The organism is Castellaniella sp. (assembly GCF_034675905.1).
Taxonomy (GTDB): domain Bacteria; phylum Pseudomonadota; class Gammaproteobacteria; order Burkholderiales; family Burkholderiaceae_B; genus Castellaniella.
On record NZ_JAUCCV010000001.1, the window covers coordinates 98,075 to 117,777 of the forward strand.

General features: G+C 62.7%; 19 protein-coding genes. 6 read left to right on the top strand and 13 right to left on the bottom strand.

Translation table 11 applies throughout. The features are described from left to right. From ftsB to VDP79_RS00495, 4 genes are all read right to left on the bottom strand, one after another. Window positions 1-288 (bottom strand): cell division protein FtsB, encoded by a 288-nt coding sequence (gene ftsB / locus VDP79_RS00480; RefSeq protein WP_323016273.1) that lies wholly within the window; start codon window positions 286-288, stop codon window positions 1-3. Between the two features lie 11 nt (window positions 289-299). Beyond that, on the bottom strand, window positions 300-1,586 hold the full coding sequence (gene eno, locus VDP79_RS00485; protein WP_323016274.1) for a phosphopyruvate hydratase: 1,287 nt from the start codon (window positions 1,584-1,586) through the stop codon (window positions 300-302). Window positions 1,587-1,741: 155 nt separating this feature from the next. Then, on the bottom strand, window positions 1,742-2,593 hold the full coding sequence (gene kdsA / locus VDP79_RS00490) for a 3-deoxy-8-phosphooctulonate synthase (RefSeq protein ID WP_323016275.1): 852 nt from the start codon (window positions 2,591-2,593) through the stop codon (window positions 1,742-1,744). A gap of 4 nt (window positions 2,594-2,597) precedes the next feature. Then, on the bottom strand, window positions 2,598-4,259 hold the full coding sequence (locus VDP79_RS00495; RefSeq protein ID WP_323016276.1) for a CTP synthase: 1,662 nt from the start codon (window positions 4,257-4,259) through the stop codon (window positions 2,598-2,600). 159 nt (window positions 4,260-4,418) lie between these two features. Here VDP79_RS00495 and VDP79_RS00500 point away from each other — a divergent pair, with 159 nt between their 5' ends. From VDP79_RS00500 to VDP79_RS00510, 3 genes are all read left to right on the top strand, one after another. Further along, on the top strand, window positions 4,419-5,021 hold the full coding sequence (locus VDP79_RS00500; protein ID WP_323016277.1) for a LysE/ArgO family amino acid transporter: 603 nt from the start codon (window positions 4,419-4,421) through the stop codon (window positions 5,019-5,021). 177 nt (window positions 5,022-5,198) lie between these two features. Continuing rightward, window positions 5,199-5,423, top strand: a complete 225-nt coding sequence (locus tag VDP79_RS00505) for an addiction module protein (RefSeq protein ID WP_323016278.1) — start codon at window positions 5,199-5,201, stop codon at window positions 5,421-5,423. After that, window positions 5,420-5,719: a type II toxin-antitoxin system RelE/ParE family toxin gene (locus VDP79_RS00510; protein WP_323016279.1), complete on the top strand. Its 300-nt coding sequence runs from the start codon at window positions 5,420-5,422 to the stop codon at window positions 5,717-5,719. Before VDP79_RS00505 ends, VDP79_RS00510 begins: the two co-directional genes overlap by 4 nt. A 10-nt stretch (window positions 5,720-5,729) precedes the next feature. Here VDP79_RS00510 and VDP79_RS00515 read toward each other — a convergent pair whose 3' ends face one another. From VDP79_RS00515 to VDP79_RS00525, 3 genes are all read right to left on the bottom strand, one after another. Continuing rightward, on the bottom strand, window positions 5,730-6,347 hold the full coding sequence (locus tag VDP79_RS00515; protein ID WP_323016280.1) for an MFS transporter: 618 nt from the start codon (window positions 6,345-6,347) through the stop codon (window positions 5,730-5,732). Next, on the bottom strand, window positions 6,344-6,841 hold the full coding sequence (locus VDP79_RS00520) for a MarR family winged helix-turn-helix transcriptional regulator (protein ID WP_323016281.1): 498 nt from the start codon (window positions 6,839-6,841) through the stop codon (window positions 6,344-6,346). The genes VDP79_RS00515 and VDP79_RS00520 overlap by 4 nt, the downstream gene beginning before the upstream one ends. 173 nt (window positions 6,842-7,014) lie before the next feature. Next, window positions 7,015-8,301 carry an aspartate aminotransferase family protein gene (locus tag VDP79_RS00525; protein WP_323016339.1) on the bottom strand — a complete coding sequence of 429 codons (1,287 nt, stop codon included), beginning with the start codon at window positions 8,299-8,301 and terminating at the stop codon, window positions 7,015-7,017. A 257-nt stretch (window positions 8,302-8,558) separates the two neighbouring features. Here VDP79_RS00525 and VDP79_RS00530 point away from each other — a divergent pair, with 257 nt between their 5' ends. After that, window positions 8,559-9,995 (top strand): PLP-dependent aminotransferase family protein, encoded by a 1,437-nt coding sequence (locus VDP79_RS00530; protein ID WP_323016282.1) that lies wholly within the window; start codon window positions 8,559-8,561, stop codon window positions 9,993-9,995. Window positions 9,996-10,044: 49 nt separating this feature from the next. On the opposite strand, the gene VDP79_RS00535 is transcribed toward VDP79_RS00530, so the two are convergent. From VDP79_RS00535 to VDP79_RS00550, 4 genes are read right to left on the bottom strand one after another with little or no spacing between them, the layout of a single operon-like run. Then, complete coding sequence (locus VDP79_RS00535; RefSeq protein ID WP_323016340.1) at window positions 10,045-11,835, bottom strand: aminopeptidase P family protein; 1,791 nt, start codon at window positions 11,833-11,835, stop codon at window positions 10,045-10,047. A gap of 28 nt (window positions 11,836-11,863) precedes the next feature. After that, on the bottom strand, window positions 11,864-12,517 hold the full coding sequence (locus tag VDP79_RS00540) for a CoA transferase subunit B (protein WP_323016283.1): 654 nt from the start codon (window positions 12,515-12,517) through the stop codon (window positions 11,864-11,866). 13 nt (window positions 12,518-12,530) lie between these two features. Further along, a complete protein-coding gene (locus VDP79_RS00545; protein ID WP_323016284.1) occupies window positions 12,531-13,226 on the bottom strand; it encodes a CoA transferase subunit A in 696 nt (231 codons plus the stop codon). A 36-nt stretch (window positions 13,227-13,262) separates the two neighbouring features. After that, a complete protein-coding gene (locus VDP79_RS00550; RefSeq protein WP_323016285.1) occupies window positions 13,263-13,700 on the bottom strand; it encodes a thioesterase family protein in 438 nt (145 codons plus the stop codon). A 108-nt stretch (window positions 13,701-13,808) separates the two neighbouring features. Between VDP79_RS00550 and VDP79_RS00555 the strand changes: the two genes are divergently transcribed. Together VDP79_RS00555 and VDP79_RS00560 are read left to right on the top strand one after the other, a co-directional pair. Continuing rightward, window positions 13,809-15,455, top strand: coding sequence for an electron transfer flavoprotein-ubiquinone oxidoreductase (locus VDP79_RS00555; protein WP_323016286.1), 1,647 nt, complete (start codon window positions 13,809-13,811; stop codon window positions 15,453-15,455). Window positions 15,456-15,527: 72 nt separating this feature from the next. After that, complete coding sequence (locus tag VDP79_RS00560) at window positions 15,528-16,187, top strand: MarC family protein (RefSeq protein WP_323016287.1); 660 nt, start codon at window positions 15,528-15,530, stop codon at window positions 16,185-16,187. Between the two features lie 165 nt (window positions 16,188-16,352). On the opposite strand, the gene acs is transcribed toward VDP79_RS00560, so the two are convergent. Together acs and VDP79_RS00570 are read right to left on the bottom strand one after the other, a co-directional pair. Then, window positions 16,353-18,332, bottom strand: a complete 1,980-nt coding sequence (gene acs / locus VDP79_RS00565) for an acetate--CoA ligase (RefSeq protein WP_323016288.1) — start codon at window positions 18,330-18,332, stop codon at window positions 16,353-16,355. Window positions 18,333-18,441: 109 nt separating this feature from the next. Continuing rightward, window positions 18,442-19,689 carry an MFS transporter gene (locus tag VDP79_RS00570; RefSeq protein WP_323016341.1) on the bottom strand — a complete coding sequence of 416 codons (1,248 nt, stop codon included), beginning with the start codon at window positions 19,687-19,689 and terminating at the stop codon, window positions 18,442-18,444. Between the last annotated feature and the right edge of the window lie 14 nt (window positions 19,690-19,703).

Genomic DNA, 19,703 nt, shown 5'->3' on the forward strand with positions numbered 1-19,703 from the left:
TTACTTTTTCCCCGAAGGCCGCGGCAGGATCTGGACGAAATACTCGCCGTCGCGAATCATGTTCAATTCGTTGCGGGCGCGCTCTTCGAGCGCCGATATCCCGGTCTTCAGATCCTGGACTTCGGCCTGCAAAGCATTGTTGCGGGCCATCAGCGCCTGATTGTTATCGGTTTCCTGCTGCACCTGCGCCTGCAGGTCGCGGACCTTCAGCCAGCCGCCTTTCCCCCACCACAGAGGGTACTGGGTAGCCAGCATCAGGGCCAGCAAGACCAGGCTGAGCAGGCGCATGGCCTAGGGAATCAGCGCAGGTTGTAGAAGGCCGATGCGCCCGGATAAGCAGCGACTTCGGCCAGTTCTTCCTCGATGCGCAGCAACTGGTTGTATTTCGCCATGCGGTCGGATCGCGACAAAGAACCGGTCTTGATCTGCATGGCGTTGGTGGCCACGGCGATGTCGGCAATGGTGGAGTCTTCGGTTTCACCCGAGCGGTGTGAAATCACCGCTGTGTAGCCGGCGCGTTTGGCCATCTCGATGGCGGCGAAGGTTTCCGTCAGCGTGCCGATCTGGTTGATCTTGATCAGGATCGAATTGGCGATGCCCTGGTCGATGCCTTTTTTCAGGATCTTGGTATTGGTGACGAACAGGTCGTCGCCCACCAGCTGGACTTTGCGGCCCAACTGCTCGGTCAGGATGCGCCAGCCTTCCCAGTCGTCTTCGGCCATGCCGTCCTCGATGGAGACGATCGGATATTTGTCGCACCAGGACGCCAGCAGATTGGCGAAGTCCTGGGAATTCAGGGCGATGCCGCCTTCACCCGCCAAATGATATTTGCCGTCCCGATAGAATTCGGAGCTGGCGCAGTCCAGACCCAGCACGACCTGGGAACCGGCCTCGTAGCCGGCGGCGCTGATGGCCTGCAAGATCAGTTCGATGGCGGCTTCGTGATTGGCGACATTGGGGGCGAAACCGCCCTCGTCGCCCACAGCCGTGGACATGCCTTGGTCGCCGATGATCTTTTTCAGGGCATGGAAGATTTCAGCCCCCATGCGCAGGGCCTCGCGGAAGCTGGACGCCCCCACCGGCAGAATCATGAATTCCTGCAGATCCAGGGTGTTGTTGGCATGCGCCCCGCCATTGATGACGTTCATCATGGGCACCGGCATCTGCATGGGGCCGCTGCCGCCGAAATAACGGTACAGGGATAGGCCGGCATCGTCGGCGGCGGCCTTGGCGACCGCCATGCTGGCGGCCAGAATGGCGTTGGCGCCCAGGCGGCTTTTATCCTCGGTGCCGTCCAGATCGATCAGGGTGCGATCGATAAAGGTCTGTTCCTGCGCATCCAGGCCCATCAAGGCTTCAGAGATTTCGGTATTGATGTGTTCCACTGCCCGCAGCACACCTTTGCCCAGGTAGCGGGATTTGTCGCCGTCGCGCAATTCGATGGCTTCGCGCGAACCGGTCGACGCCCCTGAAGGCACCGCCGCGCGGCCCATGGCGCCGGATTCCAGCAAGACGTCGCATTCTACGGTGGGGTTGCCGCGCGAATCCAGAATTTCGCGTCCGATGATGTCTACGATTGCACTCATGCTATGACCGTCCTGCCTGTTTGGGGGTGGGTGGGTGAAAAATGAAACCCCGCTATTGTAGCGGGGTTTCCCTGGGGTCAGTCTACTTCGGAATGACGGCCCCGTGGGCTGTGCGCTCTATACAGAAAGTACGCACTGAACAGATCGGGCGTCGCCTACAACACCAGATTCAGCGCCCCGCCCTGCTTGACGCAACGATCCAGGGCCACCAGGGTTTCCAGCAAGACCCGCATCTTGCCCAGCGGCACGGCGTTGGGGCCGTCGGACAGGGCTTTTTCCGGGTTCGGATGGGTTTCCATAAAGACCCCGGCCACGCCCACTGCCACGGCGGCGCGCGCCAGCACCGGCACGAATTCGCGCTGTCCGCCCGAATGCGTGCCCTGACCGCCGGGCAGCTGCACCGAATGCGTGGCGTCGAACACGACCGGGCAATGCGTATCGCGCATGATGGCCAGCGAGCGCATGTCGGACACCAGATTGTGATAACCGAAAGACGCACCGCGTTCACAGACCATGATGTTCTGGCCGTCGCCACCCGCCTGGATAGCGGCGTCGCGGGCCTTGGACACCACCTGCTTCATGTCTTCCGGAGCCAGAAACTGGCCCTTTTTGATATTGACAGGCTTCAGGGTGGCGGCGCAGGCCTGGATGAAATCGGTCTGGCGGCACAGGAAGGCGGGCGTCTGCAGCACGTCCACGACCGCGGCGACCTCGCGCGCCTGGCCGGTTTCGTGCACGTCGGTCAGCACCGGCACGCCCAATTGCTTGCGCACGTCTTCCAGGATCTTCAGGCCTTCGTCCATGCCTGGCCCCCGAAAAGACGAACCCGAACTGCGGTTGGCCTTGTCGAAGGAGCTTTTGTAGATAAAGGGAATGCCCAGCGCCCGCGTCATTTCCTGCAGGATACCCGCGGTTTCAAAGGCCAGTTCGCGCGACTCGATCACGCAAGGACCCGCGATCAGAAACAGCGGCTGATCCTGACCCGCCTGGAAATGACACAGTTGCATGGTGCTACCCCTTGGTTTTCAGACTGCTTTGGCTTTTCTGATAGGCCAGCGCCGCCTGGATATAGCTGCTGAACAACGGATGGCCGTCACGCGGCGTAGACGTGAATTCCGGATGGAACTGCACCCCTACAAACCAGGGATGGCTGGGGATTTCCATGATTTCCGGCAGATTTTCCGTCGGCGTGCGGGCGCTGATGACCATGCCGGCTTCTTCCAGACGGTTCACGTAGACGTTGTTGACCTCGTAGCGGTGGCGATGGCGTTCGTTGACTTCGGCCCCGTAGATATCGAAAGCCCGCGTGCCGGGTTTCACCGGGCAGCGCTGCGCGCCCTTGCGCATGGTGCCGCCCAGATCGGACGCGGCGTCGCGTTTTTCGATCCGGCCTTCGCGGTCCTGCCATTCGGTGATCAGCGCCACCACCGGGTGCGCAGCGGACGGATCGAATTCCGTGCTGTTGGCCCCGCCCAGACCGGCGACATGGCGGGCGAATTCCACCACGGCCAGCTGCATGCCCAGGCAGATGCCCAGATAGGGAATACCGTGTTCACGAGCATACTGGATGGCTTTGATCTTGCCTTCCGTGCCGCGCTTGCCGAAACCGCCCGGCACCAGGATGGCATCCAGACCCGCCAGGCAGCCGGTGCCCTGGGTTTCGATTTCCTCGGAATCCAGATATTCGATGTGTACCCGCGAATGCGTGTGGATGCCGGCATGCACCAGGGCTTCGGACAAGGACTTGTAGGATTCGGTCAGATCGACATATTTGCCCACCATGCCGATGGTGATGGATTCCTTGGGATTTTCCAGGTCATGGACCAGGCGGTCCCAGACCGTCAGGTCGGCGGGCGGCGGCGTAATGGCCAGCGCGTCGCACACCAGGCTATCCAAGCCCTGGCGATGCAGCATGGCCGGGATCTTATAGATCGAATCCGCATCCCAGACGGAAATCACCGCATCCAGGGGCACGTTGGAAAACAGGGAAATCTTGGCGCGCTCGTCATCCGGCACGGGGCGGTCGGCGCGGCACAACAGGGCATTGGGATAGATGCCGATTTCACGCAGCTTTTGCACGGAATGCTGGGTGGGTTTGGTTTTCAGTTCACCTGCCGAGGCAATGAACGGCACCAGCGTCAGGTGCACGAAAGCACACTGATTGCGGCCCAGGCGCAGGCTCATCTGGCGCACGGCTTCCAGGAAAGGCAGCGATTCGATGTCGCCTACCGTGCCGCCGATTTCCACGATGGCAATGTCGGCCTGGCCGTTGTAGGCGGCCTTCGCGCCCCGGGCGACAAAATCCTGGATTTCATTGGTGATGTGGGGGATGACCTGCACGGTCTTGCCCAGGTAATCGCCCCGGCGTTCTTTACGCAGCACGGATTCGTAGATCTGGCCGGTGGTGAAGTTGTTGACCTTGTGCATCCGGGCGGATACGAAACGTTCGTAGTGGCCCAGGTCCAGGTCGGTTTCAGCGCCGTCTTCGGTGACGAAGACCTCGCCATGTTGAAAGGGGCTCATGGTGCCGGGATCCACATTGATGTAGGGATCCAGTTTCAGCATCGTGACCCGCAGCCCGCGGGATTCCAAAATTGCGGCCAGGGAGGCCGCAGCAATGCCTTTGCCCAGAGAGGATACGACCCCCCCTGTGACGAATACGTATTTGGTCATTTCATAGGTGCCCGGTGTGGACGGGCGCAGCGGGAAATTGAGATTATAACCACTCTGATCTGGTCGCCGGGCGACATCCTGTGACTGCCTCGGCCAGCGCTTCCCCAAACCCCGGATACGTGTAGCATTTCACACCCAGCACATCAGCACGGCACGCACATGAATGGCTTTATCTCCGGATTTTTCCTCGGGCTTGGCCTGATCGCCGCCATTGGCGCGCAGAATGCCTTCGTCCTGAAGCAGGGTTTGCAAAAGCGGCACGTGCTGGCCGTCAGCCTGACCTGCGCCCTGTCCGACACCCTCTTGATCATGGCGGGAGTCGCCGGGTTCGGCGCACTGATTGCCGCGGCCCCAGGCATCCAGACCATCATGAGCCGGGCGGGCGCCCTTTTCCTGGCTGCCTATGCCATCAAGAGCTTCTGGGCGGCGATCACCAACCGTTCGGCATTGAACCCGGCACAGACCGGGACCAGCAGCCTGTCCGCTACGGTCACCACCTGCCTGGCATTTACCTGGCTGAATCCGCATGTCTACCTGGACACCGTCGTGCTGCTGGGCTCGGTCTCCACAAATTACGGCCCTGACCGATACCGGTTCGGCTTGGGAGCGATCACGGCATCCTTCTTGTTCTTCTTTGCGCTGGGTTTCGGCGCCCGACTGCTGCGCCCGCTGTTCGCCCGTCCCGTAGCGTGGCGCGTGCTGGACCTGCTGGTCGGCTTGATAATGACGCTATTGGCGGTGAAGCTGATGGCTTCAGGATAGGAAGCCCGAGCAGCCGGCGCCGCAGTATCGCCTGGCTCAGGCGCTGGCTGGCGTAATGCTGCTTGCCATATCGTCAATGGGCAGCAAAATCGCGGGAAATACAAGAAGACAGATCACACAGGTTCCCGCTCTGACCACACACGGTAGAATGACCATGAGGCACTACGGGGGACAACGATGACGACTCTGGTGAAATCCATACTGAAAGACGCTCTGCGACTTTCCCCCAACGACCGTGCCGCATTGGTCGAAAGCCTGATTGGCAGCCTCGACCAACCCGACCCGAGCGTGGACGCGCTATGGGTTCAGGAGGCACAAGACCGCATAGCGGCATACCATTCCGGTGAACTGACTGCCATTGACGCCAAGACGGCGTTTTCGGACCTGGGCCAGCCGCTTTGAAAATCTGGCTGCTGCAGCCAGCGCAGCAAGAACTGGCCGAAGCAATCGGTTATTACAATCATGAGCGCCCCGGTCTGGGTGACGCGTTCAGGCACGAGGCGTGGCAAGCCATTGAGCGCATCCAGGCATTTCCCATGGCCTGGTCTCCCCTGACTGAGCATATCCGGCGATGCCAATTGCACCGCTTCCCCTATGGGGTTATTTACGCACCGGCAGCACGAGAAATCGTGGTCGTCGCGATAGCTCATCTCCACCGCAGCCCCGCATATTGGCGTTCACGCATGCAGCAAAGCTGAGCATATCTCCTCACGCCTTGGCCAGTGCAGGCTCCACTGCGGGAACTGTCTGGGCATCGGCCGACACGGCCGACAGATCGTGCGATTCGTCGACGTGGCGCAGGTGGCGGCGGCTGGTCAGCAGCACGGCCACGCCAAAGAATGGCCCGCGCCAGGAAATCGACCCCAGCACGCCGCCGATCAGCGGGCCAGCGGCGATGCCCACGCCCAGCGCGGCTTCGTAAAAAATGACGGCGTCACGCACCGAACCCCGGGATGCACTGACGATGGCCGCCAGCGCCGTGGCGACGAACAGTGCATTGCCCAGCCCCCAGACGGCGCGGTAGCCAACGATTTCCATGACCGAATCGGACATCCCCGCCAGCCCAGCCCCGACGATGATGACCGCCAGGCCCAGCAACAGGGTGCGCTTGACCCCCAGGCGGCTGGACACCACGCTGGTGATCAACATGGCCAGGCCCATGATGGCCATATAGCTGGTGAACAGCAGCGAAGTCTGCGAAGGCGTAGCCCCCAGGGAATCGGCGATGGGCTTGAGGATGGGATCGACCAGGCCGATACCCATGAAGGCGATGACGCAGGCGAAGGCGACGGCCAGCACGGCCTTGGGTTGTCGCAATAAGTTCATGATGCGGAGGATCCCTTGCTGAGAGGTTCGATGTCGTGGGAGAGAGGGGAAGACTGACGATAGGCCGTGTCGAGCAAACCCGTCAGGGCCTGCAGGGCCTGCTGCAGGCCCTGACGCTGGGCCGGGTGCAAATCGGTCACCAGGGATTCCACGACGCGGGCGCGTTCCTGGCGCAGATCGGCCAGCACCCGCAGGCCCTGCGGCGTCAGGGAAATCCGGGTGGCCCGGGCGTCGTCGGGGTCGGCCGTGCGGGCCACTAGGCCCTGCTCCTGCAGGCGCTGCACCAGCGTAGTCATGGTCGGTTGGCTGCAGTGTTCCAGCTGCGCCAGCTGGCTGACACGTGCTGACCCCAGCTCACGGATCTGCGACATCGCCCGCGCCTGCGCGAGCGGCACCGTCCAGTTGGTGTGATGCGTGACCCAGCGATTCAAACGCACGATGCGGTCCAGCAATTCCGTCCCGACCTGGGAGCCATCTGCGATGTGTTCGTCCATGCCTTTTTGACTAACTATATAGTATAGCTATGCAATTATACAGAAAAAAGCCGGGGTCCTATGCCCCGGCCTCCGGATTGCTGAAACGGCGGTTCGACGACCGACCGGCCCGCAGCGGCTGCGCGAGTCTTCCTCTGTGCCGGCCCGCCTGCCCGACACGCGTCGATGATCGATCAGTCCACCGTCGTCAACACGCGGCTGATCGTCTCGAAGATCTGCGCGATCTGCTTTTCCTCGATGATGAGCGGCGGCGAAATGGCAATGATGTCACCCGTATAGCGCACCAGCACCCCCTTGTCGAAGCATTTGCTGAAGACTTCAGAGGCGCGTGCGCCGGGTTTTCCGGGGCGCGGCGTCAGTTCGATGCCGGCGACCAGCCCCAGGTTGCGGACGTCGATCACGTGCCGCTTGCCCTTGAGCGCATGCGCGGCGTCTTCAAAAGGTTTGGACAGGCCCTTGGCGCGATTGAACAGGTCTTCGTCGCGATAGATCCCCAGCGTGGACAGGATCGCGGCGGTCGCCATCGGGTGAGCCGAAAACGTGTAGCCATGAAAGAATTCAATACCGCCCTGGCTGGCGTCGACGACCGTGTCGTAGATTTCACGGCGCACGGCCACGCCGCCGGCAGGTACGGCGGCGTTGCACACGCCCTTGGCGAATGTGATCAGGTCTGGTTTGACGCCGAAGAAATCGCTGGCGGTCGCTGCGCCCAGGCGGCCAAAGCCGGTGATGACCTCATCGAAGATCAGCAGGATGCCATGCTTTTCGGTGATCGCCCGCAGCCTTTCCAGGTAGCCCTTGGGCGGCAACAGCACTCCAGTGGATCCAGCCAGGGGTTCCACGATCACTGCAGCAATGGTAGATGCATCATGCAAGGCGATGATGCCTTCCAGGGCATCGGCGAAATGCTCGCCGCCCCAGGCCGGCTGGCCTCGCGAAAAGGCGTTGTGTTCCAGATCATGCGTATGCGGCAGGTGATCCACTCCTGGCAGCAGCACGCCGGAAAACGCCTTGCGATTGGGGGAAATGCCGCCGACCGAAATACCGCCGAAACCAACGCCGTGGTAGCCACGCTCACGCCCGATCAGCCGCGTGCGCTGGCCTTCGCCTCGGGCTCGGTGATAGGCCAGCGCCATCTTCAGCGCCGTATCGACCGACTCCGAGCCTGAATTGGTAAAAAAGATGCGGTCCATGCCCTGGGGCATCATGGCCGACACTTCGCTGGCGGCCCGGAAGGAATCCTCGTGCCCGATATTGAAGCTGGACGCATAATCCAGCTTTTCCGCCTGGCGATGCAGGGCCTGGACGATGGGCTTGCGGCCATGACCGGCATTGACGCACCACAGGCCGGCGGTTCCATCCAGAATCCGATGGCCATCCGTAGCGGTGTAGTACATCCCTTCGGCGGATGCCAGCAGGCGCGGATGGGCCTTGAATTGGCGATTCGCGGTAAAAGGCATCCACAGATGGGATAAATCCAGCGGAGCTGCAGTATCAGCACTCATGATGTGACCTCACAAAAGCGGAAAACCGGATAGGATGGAATCCATTCTGGGCTGGCAGTAGCGCAAAAGACAGTCACGGTGTTAGGATGAGTTCATAACTGTATTGGCTGCATCCACGCGACTGTATTGGTTGCACGGGCCGCACCCACACTACTGTATTGGTTCAGCCCGATAGATGGCTGCCCTACCTCTTATCGTTGCAGGCACAGGCCATGATCCTGTTCACCCCCCGGCGCCGTTCGCCCGACGGCCAAACCCTGGTCGATCAGACGGTCGCCGCCATCGATCAGGCCATCCGGGATCGCATTCTGCGCCCCGGCATGGCGCTGCCCTCGATCCGGCAATTCGCGCGCGACCATCGTCTGTCCACCTTTACCGTCATGGCCGCCTACAACCGGCTGACCGCGCAAGGACGGCTGCAATCCCGGCCCGGCATCGACTACCGCATCGCCCGGCAGCTCCTTGCCCGCCCGCAGACCGCCGCCTGGACCATCCCGCCGGTAGGCCCGTCCTGGCTGCTGTCCGATGTCTTTGCCGACCACTCGATCTCGATCAAGGCGGGCTGCGGCTGGTTGCCTCCCGACTGGCACAACGAAACCGGCCTGCAGCACGCTCTGCGCCAGTTGGCGCGGGTACCTGTGGGCCAGATGGCCTCATACGGCCACCCCTTGGGCTACCACCCTTTGCGTGAACACATCGCCCGCCACTTGAACGGCTACGGCCTGGAAGCAGACGCCGGGCAGGTCCTGCTGACCCACGGCGCGACACAGGCGCTGGATATCGTGATCCGCACCGCGCTCAAACCCGGGGACCACGTCGCCGTCGAAATCCCCTGCTATGCCAATCTGCTGCAACTCCTGGCCATGAACGGCATCGTCACGCACGGAGTGCCGCGCACCCCGGATGGACTGCACGAGGAAACCCTGGACACGCTGGCCCGAACACACGCGCTGCGCGCCGTATTCGTCACCACCGTCCTGCAAAATCCGACCGGCGCCAGTTTCAGCATGGCCGGCGCCTTCCGCCTGCTGCAGCAGGCGGAACGCCACAACCTGCTGGTCGTGGAAGACGACGTCTCACGCGAACTGCTGCAGGAGCCCGCGCCGCTGCTGACCGCTTTGGCCAGCACACGGCGTGTCGTCTATATCTCGGGTTTCGCCAAAAGCGTGATGCCGTCCCTGCGGGTCGGCTATCTGCTGTGCGAGCCGGACCTGCTGCAGCGCTGCGCCCGGACCAAGATGTCTCTGGGGCTGACGTCTGCGGAAATCATGGAACGCACGGCCTACCAGGTGCTGCGCGACGGTCGCCAGGGCGTCTATCTGCGCAACGTACGGGAACGCCTGGGCGCAGCGCACGACCTGGTCTGCCAGAAGATGCACGACGCCGATTTCGACATCGCTCATGAACCCGGCGCCGGCCTGTTTCTGTGGGCGCGGCCCCGCACGGCGATCGACCACCCTGAAGGAACCATCGGCCTGGCCGCCCAGGCCTTAAAAGTCGGCATCTGGCTGGCGCCGGGGGCGTATTTCTATCCTGACCGGCGCGACGAAGGCTGGTTGCGGTTCAATGTAGCCTATTCCGCCAGCCCGGCGCTCTGGAAGTTTTTCCGCGACGCTGCCCGCGGGCAGCCTGATCCGGCATCAAAATAATGCGGCCGAGCCGACGCCGATCAGCAAAAGACCGGCGCGGCGCCAAGGCTCACAGGGGCTCGGTGCGCGCCAGCAGCCAATCGCGGGCCGCGCCGTCCACCAGGGGCAGCAGGCGTTCGCGCACCTGACGGTGATAGCCGTCCAGCCAATTGATTTCATCGGCCGACAGCAGTTCACGCACCACGCAGCGGGTGTCGATGGGACACATCGTGACGGTTTCAAAGCCCAGGAAAGAACCAAAGGCGGTCTGGGCCGCAGGTACCGCCAGCACCAGGTTTTCGATGCGGATGCCCCATTTTCCGTCACGGTACAGGCCGGGTTCATTGGACGTCAGCATGCCCGCCTGCATGCCCTGGTGCGCTCGCATATGTCCCCGCACCGAGATCGACTGCGGACCTTCGTGCACGTTCAGGAAATACCCCACCCCGTGCCCCGTGCCGTGACCGTAATCCAGGCCCCGGCGCCACAAGGGCATGCGGGCCACGGCATCCAGCACCGAAGATGCCGTATCCACCGGGAACTGCGCCCGCGCCAAGGCGATATGCGCCTGCAGCACGGCGGTATAGTCCGCCCGCTGGGCGGCAGACGGCGTACCCACTGGCACGACGCGCGTGATATCGGTGGTGCCGCCCAGATACTGGCCGCCGGAATCGATCAGCAGCAGACCGTCGCCCTGGATCTCGGCATGCGACGATTCAGTTGCCCGGTAGTGCGGCATGGCGCCGTTGGCATTGAAACCCGCAATGGTCGAGAAGCTGAGGCTGACGAAACCCGGCCGCCGGGCGCGGGCCGCCGACAGGCGGGTGTCCACATCGATCTCGGTGACGCGATCGCCCGCGGATTGGGCGGATTCGAACCAGGCGAAAAATTCGCACAGGGCGGCGCCATCCTGGGCCATGGCCTGACGGATATTGTCAGCCTCGGCGGCGTTCTTAACGGATTTCAGCAGCTGCGACGGATTGATGGCTTCGATCACATGGACTTGGGGGGCGTGCGACAGCGTACCCGCCGTCACCCTCACCGGGTCCACCAATAGCGTGGCATTGAGAGCCAGCGCCGCCAGGTCGTCAGCCAGGGCCGTGTAATCGCGCAATCCGATCCCATCGGCAGCCAGGCGGGCCGCCAGATCCGCCGGGACTTTACCCGGCGCCACATACAGGCGCACCTGATGCGCATCCAGCAGCGCATGGGCCAAAAAGACCGGGTTGTAATCGACGTCGGCGCCGCGCAGATTCAGCAGCCAGGCAATATCATCCAGCGAAGACAGCAGATGATGGTCGGCGCCGTGCGCCTGCATGGCGTGACGCACCGCCGCCAGATTGTCGGCCCGGCTGCGGCACGCATGCGGCGGCAGGTGCTCAAAGACTGCCGCCGACGGCAGCGCAGGCCGATCCGCCCAGACGGCGCCGATCGGATCCCGATCCAGCACCAGGCTGACGCCGGCAGCATCCAGCCCCGCGCGCCAGCGCCCGGCTGCGGCCCGATCCAGCACCCGGCCATCCACCGCCAGCCGATCCCCCTGATGCAGATGGCCGATGGCCCAATCCAGCATGTCGGGCACATCCGCCGCACCCGCCCGCATCAAAGTGATGCCCGAGCCTTGCAGCTGGGATTGCGCCTGCGCCCAATAGCGACTGTCGGTCCACAGCCCGGCGAAGTCCGCCGTCACCAGCAGGCTGCCCGCTGAGCCGTCAAAACCTGACAGCCATTCGCGGACGGCCCAATGCGCCGGCAGATATTCCGACAGGTGCGGGTCGGCCGTGGGCGCCAGGCAGGCCTGCAGGCCTGTCAGGGCCAACTGTCCGCGCAAGGCGGCGATGCGATCGGCGGGCGTCGCCAGGGAATGCTGCAATGTCACGATGTTTCCTTCAAGCGACGGCGGACGTATCCAGTTTGGCGGTGGTCTTGGCCCGGATCTCATCCACCGTGACGCCCGGCGCCAATTCGGTCAGGCGCAACCCATCATCCGTGACTTCCATGACGCCCAGATCGGTGATGATCAGGCCGACCACGCCCACGCCCGTCAGCGGCAAGGTGCATTCAGGCAGCAGTTTCAGGGATTCGGCGCCGTCCTTGGCTTTGGCGACGTGTTCCATCAGGACCACGACCTTGCCTACGCCCGCCACCAGATCCATGGCGCCGCCCATGCCTTTGATCATCTTGCCGGGAATCATCCAATTCGCCAGGTCGCCCTTTTCGGAGACCTGCATGGCGCCCAGAATGGCCAAATTGATCTTGCCGCCCCGGATCATGCCGAACGAATCGGCCGAGGCGAAAATCGACGAGCCCGGCAGCGTGGTGACGGTCTGCTTGCCCGCGTTGATCAGGTCCGCATCCACCTGATCGTCGGTGGGAAACGGGCCGATGCCCAGCAGGCCGTTTTCCGACTGCAGCCAGACTTCCATGCCCGCCGGCACGTAATTGGCCACCATGGTCGGCAAGCCGATGCCCAGGTTCACATAGAACCCGTCTTGTAATTCCTTGGCGGCGCGCGCCGCCATCTGTTCACGATCCCAAGCCATTGATGATGCCCCCTTATTGACGGATGGTGCGTTGTTCGATGCGCTTTTCAGGATGCGCATTGAGGACGATGCGGTGCACATAGATGCCCGGCAGGTGGACTTCGTCCGGATCAAAGGCCCCGGTGGGAACGACTTCCTCGACCTCGGCCACGGTGATCTTGCCCGCCATCGCGACATTGGGATTGAAGTTGCGCGCCGTGCGGCGAAATACCAGATTGCCGCTGCGATCAGCCTTCCAGGCCTTGACCAAGGAGATGTCCGGTGTCAGGGACTGTTCCAGCAGATAGGTGCGGCCATTGAATTCGCGGGTTTCCTTGCCATCGGCCACCACGGTGCCGACACCGGTGGGTGTGAAAAATGCCGGAATGCCGGCCCCGCCCGCCCGCAGCTTTTCAGCCAAGGTACCCTGCGGCGTGAATTCCAGTTCCAGTTCGTTCGCCATGAACTGGCGGGCGAATTCCTTGTTCTCGCCCACATACGAGGCGATCATTTTTTTGATCTGGCGCGTGGCCAGCAACTGCCCCAGGCCGAAATCATCGACCCCGGCATTATTGCTGACGCAGGTCAGGCCGTGTACTCCGGAGTCCCGCAACGCGGCGATCAGGGCTTCGGGAATCCCGCACAGCCCGAAGCCGCCGACGGCGATCATCTGATTGTCAGCCACGATCCCCCGCAAGGCGGCGGCAGCGCTTTCATAGACTTTATCCATACGACGTTTCCTTTGAGACGAACTGAAAAATACGGCTCATGCTGAAAAGCAGCGGCTCAACATCTGCCGGTCGGCATCAGTCCAGGGGACCGGCCGGCCAGTGGCGCCATCCGTGCAGACCAGCACATTTCGGCCCTTGGCATACAGGTTCTGCGCATCATCCCCTGCGGCGATCCAGCAATCCAGTTCGACACTGGTGCGCCCGATCCGCCGCAATGCCATGCCGACGACGATATGGGCAGGATACAGCAGCGGTTTGAGAAAATCACACGAGGCGTGAGCCAGCACGCCATAACGGCCTTGCGAGGCATCCATTTCCAGCGCCGAAAACAAACGTACGCGAGCCTCTTCAAAATAACGGAAGTACGCAACGTTGTTGACGTGGCGCAGGGCGTCCATATCCCCCCAGCGAACCTCGATCCGAATTTCAAACGTTCCTGAAGGAGTTTGAATATCAATGACTTCCGTGGACATCACGCCTCCCTTTTCCGAAGCGGCAACACCCCGGAATCAAAAATGCAGTATACCGATCTGCAATACAATGGCCGGCAATCAAAGCATCAGAAAACGGGAGCCATCCATATGACTGAACGTGAATCCATGGAATACGACGTTGTCATCGTCGGGGGGGGGCCGGCAGGCTTGGCAGCCGCCATTCGGCTCAAGCAACTGGCTGCCGAACGCAGCCAGGACGTCAGCGTCTGTGTCCTGGAAAAGGCGGCCGAAATCGGCGCCCACATTCTGTCAGGCTGTGTGATGGACCCCAGGGCGATCACCGAACTGATCCCCGACTGGAAGGAAAAAGGCGCCCCGATGGGCGTCGAGGTGCAGGACGACCGCTTCCTGTTCCTGACGGAAACGGGTTCCCGCAGCACGCCCGCCTGGCTGCTGCCCGACTGCTTCAAAAACCACGGCAACCACATCGTACGCCTGGGCCATGTCACCCGCTGGCTGGGCGAACAGGCCGAAGCGCTGGGCGTGGACGTGTTCCCCGGCTTCGCCGCCGCCCACATCCTCTACAGCGAAGCGGGCGCCGTGCGCGGCGTGCTGACCGGCGACATGGGCGTAGCCCGTGACGGCAGCCACACCGACGCCTATCAGCCCGGCATGGAACTGCTGGCCCGCTACACGATTTTCGCCGAAGGCTCACGCGGCCACCTGGGCCGCCAGCTGATCGAAAAATACCGCCTGGATGCCGACCGCGATCCGCAAAGCTACGCGATCGGCATCAAGGAACTGTGGGAAGTCGATCCCGCCCAGGCCCGGCCCGGCACCGTCATGCACACGGCCGGCTGGCCGCTGGATTCCGACACCTACGGCGGATCCTTTCTGTACCACCTGGGCGACAACCTGGTCGCCATCGGCCTGGTGGTCGGCCTGGACTACGCCAACCCCTGGCTGTCGCCCTTTGAAGAATTCCAGCGCTACAAGACCCATCCCGCCATTCGCACGACCCTGGAAGGCGGCAAGCGCATCGCCTACGGCGCCCGGTCGCTGACGGCGGGCGGCCTGCTATCGCTGCCGAAAATGACCTTCCCCGGCGGGGTGATGGTGGGCTGCGAAGCCGGCGTGCTGAACGCATCACGCATCAAGGGCAGCCATTCGGCCATCAAGACCGGCGCGCTGGCTGCCGAAGCCGCCTTCGACGCTCTGGCCGCCGGCCGCAGCCATGACGAACTGGCGGCCTACCCGGCTGCCTTCGAAGCCTCCTGGCTGCATGCCGAGCTGAACAAATCGCGCAATTTCAAGCAATGGTTCAAAAAGGGCCGCACCGTCGGCACCCTGATGACCGGCATCGAGCAATGGCTGCTGAAGGGCAATATCCCCTGGACCATCCATCGCACCAAGCCCGACCACGCCTGTCTGCAACCGGCAGCCGAATGCGCCCGTATCGACTATCCGAAGCCCGATGGCAAGCTGACCTTTGACCGGCTCAGCTCGGTGTTCATTTCCAACACCAACCACGACGAAAACGAGCCTGGCCACCTGACCCTGAAAGACGATACCGTGCCGGTCAAGATCAATCTGGCGAAATTCGGCGGCCCCGAGGCGCGTTTCTGCCCGGCGGGGGTCTACGAATTCGTCAAAACAGACACGGGCGAAGACAAGCTGCAGATCAATGCCCAGAACTGCATCCACTGCAAGACCTGTGACATCAAGGATCCGACCCAGAACATCGTCTGGGTCACACCGCAGGGCGGCGAAGGCCCTGTCTACAACGGCATGTAAAATGCGATCCGGGCGCCGCACTGTGCGGCGCCCGATCTCAATCACGCAAGGATTCCGGGCGACAGCCCGCCCATGATGGACATCACCTTCGCCACCAAATTTCTGGGCGCCCTGTTCGCCATCATGAATCCCTTCATCACGCTGCCGCTGTTTCTGGCGCTGACCAGCCACAAATCCGTGGCGGAACAGCGCAGTCTGGCGATTTCCATTCTGGGCTATACGGCAGTGATGTGCCTGATCATTTCCCTGGCGGGCAGCCACATCATCCGGTTTTTCGGCGTCAGCCTGGATTCCTTCCGGGTGGCGGGCGGCTTCGTGCTGATCGGTATTGCGATGTCCATGCTCAATGGCCAGCCGATCACGTCGCACGAACGCGCCACCCAGGAAAAAAGCGCCAACACTGCCGCCGCTGCTGCGGCGGGAGCCGACGACAACCCGGCTTTCTATCCCCTGACCTTCCCCATGATCGTGGGCCCAGGCACCATCGCCACCCTGATCATCTACGGGGCGCAGGCCCGTCAGACGGCCCAATACCTGGGTTTCGGCATCGTCCTGGTCGCCGTCCTGGCCGCCCTGTTCGCCGTGCTGTACTTCGCCGCATCCATCGGCAAACTGCTGTCCACCAAGATGCGGGTCATCATGGCCCGCGTCATGGGCATCATCCTGGCTGCCATCGCCGTGGAAATGGTGTTTGCAGGCGCCAAGGCGATGCTGCCGGGCTTGGCGCACTAGGCAATTGCGCCGGGCCCGGCATCCGGGCGCCCGTATTCATCCGGTCCGGATTTCCCGCCTCCGGCAGCTGCACACGCCACACGGACGAAAAAAGGGGCGGGAATGTATTCCCGCCCCTTTGGCTGTGCTCGATGCCCTGGATCACAGGGCATCGTTCAACACGCTTTACTGCACCTGGGACAACTGATCCAGGATGCCGGGGTTCTCCAGCGTAGAGACGTCCTGGGTGATGGGCTCACCCTTGGCGACCACGCGCAGCAGACGGCGCATGATCTTGCCTGAACGCGTCTTTGGCAGGTTTTCCCCGAAACGGATTTCACGCGGCTTGGCGATGGGGCCGATTTCCTTGGCGACCCAGTCGCGCAGCTGCTTGGCCATTGCGGCAGCGGCGTCGCCTTGCGGCAACGGGCCGTTGAGCACCACGAACGCCACCACGGCTTCGCCCGTCGTCGCATCCGGGCGGCCCACCACGGCGGCCTCGGCCACCAGTTCGTGCGCCACCAGGGCCGATTCGACTTCCATCGTGCCCAGACGGTGGCCCGAGACGTTCAGCACGTCGTCGATGCGGCCCATGATCCAGAAATAGCCGTCCTTGTCGCGCTGGGCGCCGTCGCCCGCCAGGTAGTAGCCTTTCAGCTCTTCCGGGAAATAGGTTTTCTTGAAGCGTTCCGGGTCGCCCCAGATTGTGCGAATCATGGACGGCCACGGACGGCGCACCACCAGGAAACCACCCTTGCCGCGTTCGACTTCTTCGCCGGTTTCATCGACGATGGCAGCATCGATGCCGGGCAGCGGCAAGGTGCAGGAACCGGGTTTCAGCGGCGTGACGCCCGGCAGCGGCGTGATCATGTGGGCGCCGGTTTCAGTCTGCCACCACGTATCGATCACCGGACAGCGCTGGTTGCCGACGTTGTTGTAGTACCAGACCCAGGCTTCCGGATTGATGGGTTCGCCCACAGAACCGATGATGCGCAGGGAACTGAGGTCATAGGATTTCGGGTGAACCTTGGCATCGGCTTCGGACGCCTTGGTCAGCGAACGGATCGCCGTCGGGGCCGTATAGAACACCGACACCTTGTGTTCCTGGATCATTTTCCAGAAGCGACCGGCATCCGGATAGGTGGGAACGCCTTCGAAGACCACCTGAGTCACGCCGGCCGCCAAGGGGCCGTAGGTGACGTAGGAGTGCCCCGTGACCCAACCCACGTCGGCCGTGCACCAGAACACGTCGTCGGGCTTGGCGTCGAAGGTCCATTTCATGGTGATCAGGGACCACAGCAGGAACCCGGCGCTGGAATGCTGCACGCCTTTGGGCTTGCCGGTGGAACCGGACGTATACAGAATGAACAGCGGATGGTCGGCATCGACCGGCACCGGCGGGCAATCAAAGGACTGTCCCTGGATCACATCGTGCCACCACAGGTCGCGGCTGGCGTCCCATTTGACGTCCGAACCGGCGCGCTTGTAGGTGATGACCTTGCGCACGGCTTCGCAATCGCCCATGGCCAGGGCCTCGTCCACCGCGTTCTTCAGGGGGATGATCTTGCCGCCGCGGGCTTGCGCGTCAGCCGTGATGATCAGGGTCGCGCCCACGTCCACCACGCGTTCGTGGATGCTCTTGGCCGAGAAGCCGCCGAACACCACGGAATGGATGATGCCCAAACGAGCGCAGGCCTGCATGGCCACCACGGCCTCGATGGACATCGGCAGGTACAGCACGGCGCGTTCGCCGGTCTTGAAACCCTGCGCCTTGAGCGCATTGGCGAACTGCGACACGAGCGCATGCAGTTCTTTATAGGTGACCTTGGTGACCTTGCCGTCATCCGCTTCGAAAATCAGGGCCGCGCGGTTTTCCGCAGGCGTGCCCAGATGTTTGTCCAGACAGTTGGCCGAGACGTTCAGCTGACCATCGGGATAGAACTTGTAAAACGGCTTGTTGGATTCATCCAGCACCTGGGTAAAGGGCTTTTCCCACACCAGGTTTTCATTGGCCAGTCGCGCCCAGAATGCATTCGGATCCCGATTGGCTTCATCGCACAGCGCCTTGTAACCTTCCATCCCGGACACATTGGCCTGTTTGACCAGATCGGCGGGCGGCGGAAACACACGATTTTCCACCAATATGGATTCAATCTCCGTAGCCATTTTGTTCGCTCCTTTTGAGTGATGTAATTCACATCATGTTTGAATTGTGTTATTTGCAACCGTACTGCACGAGTCTTACTTGATTCTGACAAATGAAACCTGGCCGCCGTCAGGCCGGCTGGACGCCGTCGGACGGGTGAACGGCATCCCGATCTCTCTGGCCCCGGGCGAAATCCAGGCGGCCCAGCAACCATAGTCCCGCCAGGAAGAACAAGCCGGTCGCCAGCAGGGCGACCCGATGATTGCCTTGCGTCAGCCAGACCAGCAGACCATAACTCAGCGGCCCCACGACCGCCGCCAACTGCACGGCAAAGGTCCACAAGGCAAAGAATTCCGCCGGCCGGCGGGCAGGGGCCAAGACGCCCACCATGGCCCGCCCGGCGCTCTGGCTGGTACCCATGCACAAACCAGCCAAGGCCGCAGCGGCCCAGAACACCGGCAGGGACTGCGCCGACACGGCCAACCCCACCATCAGCAGCCAGCCGCACAGGGTCAGGGCCAGCGCCCGCTTGTGCCCGATGCGATCCTGCAGATAGCCGAAACCGAAGGCGCCGACCGCTGCCGCGATATTGACCAGAAACACCAGCAGCATGGTCTGGCGCATCTCGAAGCCCATGACCTCGGTCGCATAGACCGCCGACAGCGTGATGACGACGGCAATCCCCGCCTGGTAGCAGGCGATGCACATCAGCAAACGCCGGAAATCGGGATAGTCGCGGCGGGTTTCCCGCCAGGCGCGGCGCAGCTGCGCCAGCATGGCCGGCGCCGGGGCGGCCGCCGTCTGGGCCGGTTCACGCAGCCACAGAAACGACGGCGTGGCCGCCAGGGCGAAGATCCCCGCCGTCAGCACCATGATCCAGGGGACATAGGCCTGGGCCGGCAGACCGCCGGCAGCCGCCGACCCGGCGATCCACAGCGCCAGTCCCAAAGCCAGCATGCCGCCGCAGTAGCCAAAGCTCCAGCCCCACCCCGACACGCGTCCCATGGATTCCGTGCGGGCCAGGCCAGGCAGAAAGGACGCCACGGCGGATTCACCGACACAATAAAAGGCATTCGAGAGCGCCAGCCAGAACAGGCCCCAGACCACATCCCCCGGACCGACGCTGGCCAGGACCGCCGTGGCCAGCACACAGCCGACTGTGCTGGTGAACAACAGCCGCCGATGTCCGGCGCGGGCATCGGCCCGCGCCCCCAGACCCGGCATGGCGAACATCACCGCCAGGTACGACACCGACAGGGCCGCCGTCAGCGCCAGCGTGCCCCAGGCCTGACCGTCTGCCACCACGCCGACGAAATACGCGTTGAATACCGCCGTCAGAACCACCGTGGTGTAGCCGGAATTGGCGAAGTCGTACATGGCCCACGACCAGA

Coding starts and splice junctions, on each gene's coding strand:
- ftsB (WP_323016273.1), bottom strand. CDS start 288: ATGCGCCTGCTCAGCCTGGTCTTGCTGGCCCTGATGCTGGCTACCCAG.
- eno (WP_323016274.1), bottom strand. CDS start 1,586: ATGAGTGCAATCGTAGACATCATCGGACGCGAAATTCTGGATTCGCGC.
- kdsA (WP_323016275.1), bottom strand. CDS start 2,593: ATGCAACTGTGTCATTTCCAGGCGGGTCAGGATCAGCCGCTGTTTCTG.
- VDP79_RS00495 (WP_323016276.1), bottom strand. CDS start 4,259: ATGACCAAATACGTATTCGTCACAGGGGGGGTCGTATCCTCTCTGGGC.
- VDP79_RS00500 (WP_323016277.1), top strand. CDS start 4,419: ATGAATGGCTTTATCTCCGGATTTTTCCTCGGGCTTGGCCTGATCGCC.
- VDP79_RS00505 (WP_323016278.1), top strand. CDS start 5,199: ATGACGACTCTGGTGAAATCCATACTGAAAGACGCTCTGCGACTTTCC.
- VDP79_RS00515 (WP_323016280.1), bottom strand. CDS start 6,347: ATGAACTTATTGCGACAACCCAAGGCCGTGCTGGCCGTCGCCTTCGCC.
- VDP79_RS00520 (WP_323016281.1), bottom strand. CDS start 6,841: ATGGACGAACACATCGCAGATGGCTCCCAGGTCGGGACGGAATTGCTG.
- VDP79_RS00525 (WP_323016339.1), bottom strand. CDS start 8,301: ATGCCTTTTACCGCGAATCGCCAATTCAAGGCCCATCCGCGCCTGCTG.
- VDP79_RS00530 (WP_323016282.1), top strand. CDS start 8,559: ATGATCCTGTTCACCCCCCGGCGCCGTTCGCCCGACGGCCAAACCCTG.
- VDP79_RS00540 (WP_323016283.1), bottom strand. CDS start 12,517: ATGGCTTGGGATCGTGAACAGATGGCGGCGCGCGCCGCCAAGGAATTA.
- VDP79_RS00545 (WP_323016284.1), bottom strand. CDS start 13,226: ATGGATAAAGTCTATGAAAGCGCTGCCGCCGCCTTGCGGGGGATCGTG.
- VDP79_RS00550 (WP_323016285.1), bottom strand. CDS start 13,700: ATGTCCACGGAAGTCATTGATATTCAAACTCCTTCAGGAACGTTTGAA.
- VDP79_RS00555 (WP_323016286.1), top strand. CDS start 13,809: ATGACTGAACGTGAATCCATGGAATACGACGTTGTCATCGTCGGGGGG.
- VDP79_RS00560 (WP_323016287.1), top strand. CDS start 15,528: ATGATGGACATCACCTTCGCCACCAAATTTCTGGGCGCCCTGTTCGCC.
- acs (WP_323016288.1), bottom strand. CDS start 18,332: ATGGCTACGGAGATTGAATCCATATTGGTGGAAAATCGTGTGTTTCCG.
- VDP79_RS00570 (WP_323016341.1), bottom strand. CDS start 19,689: ATGTACGACTTCGCCAATTCCGGCTACACCACGGTGGTTCTGACGGCG.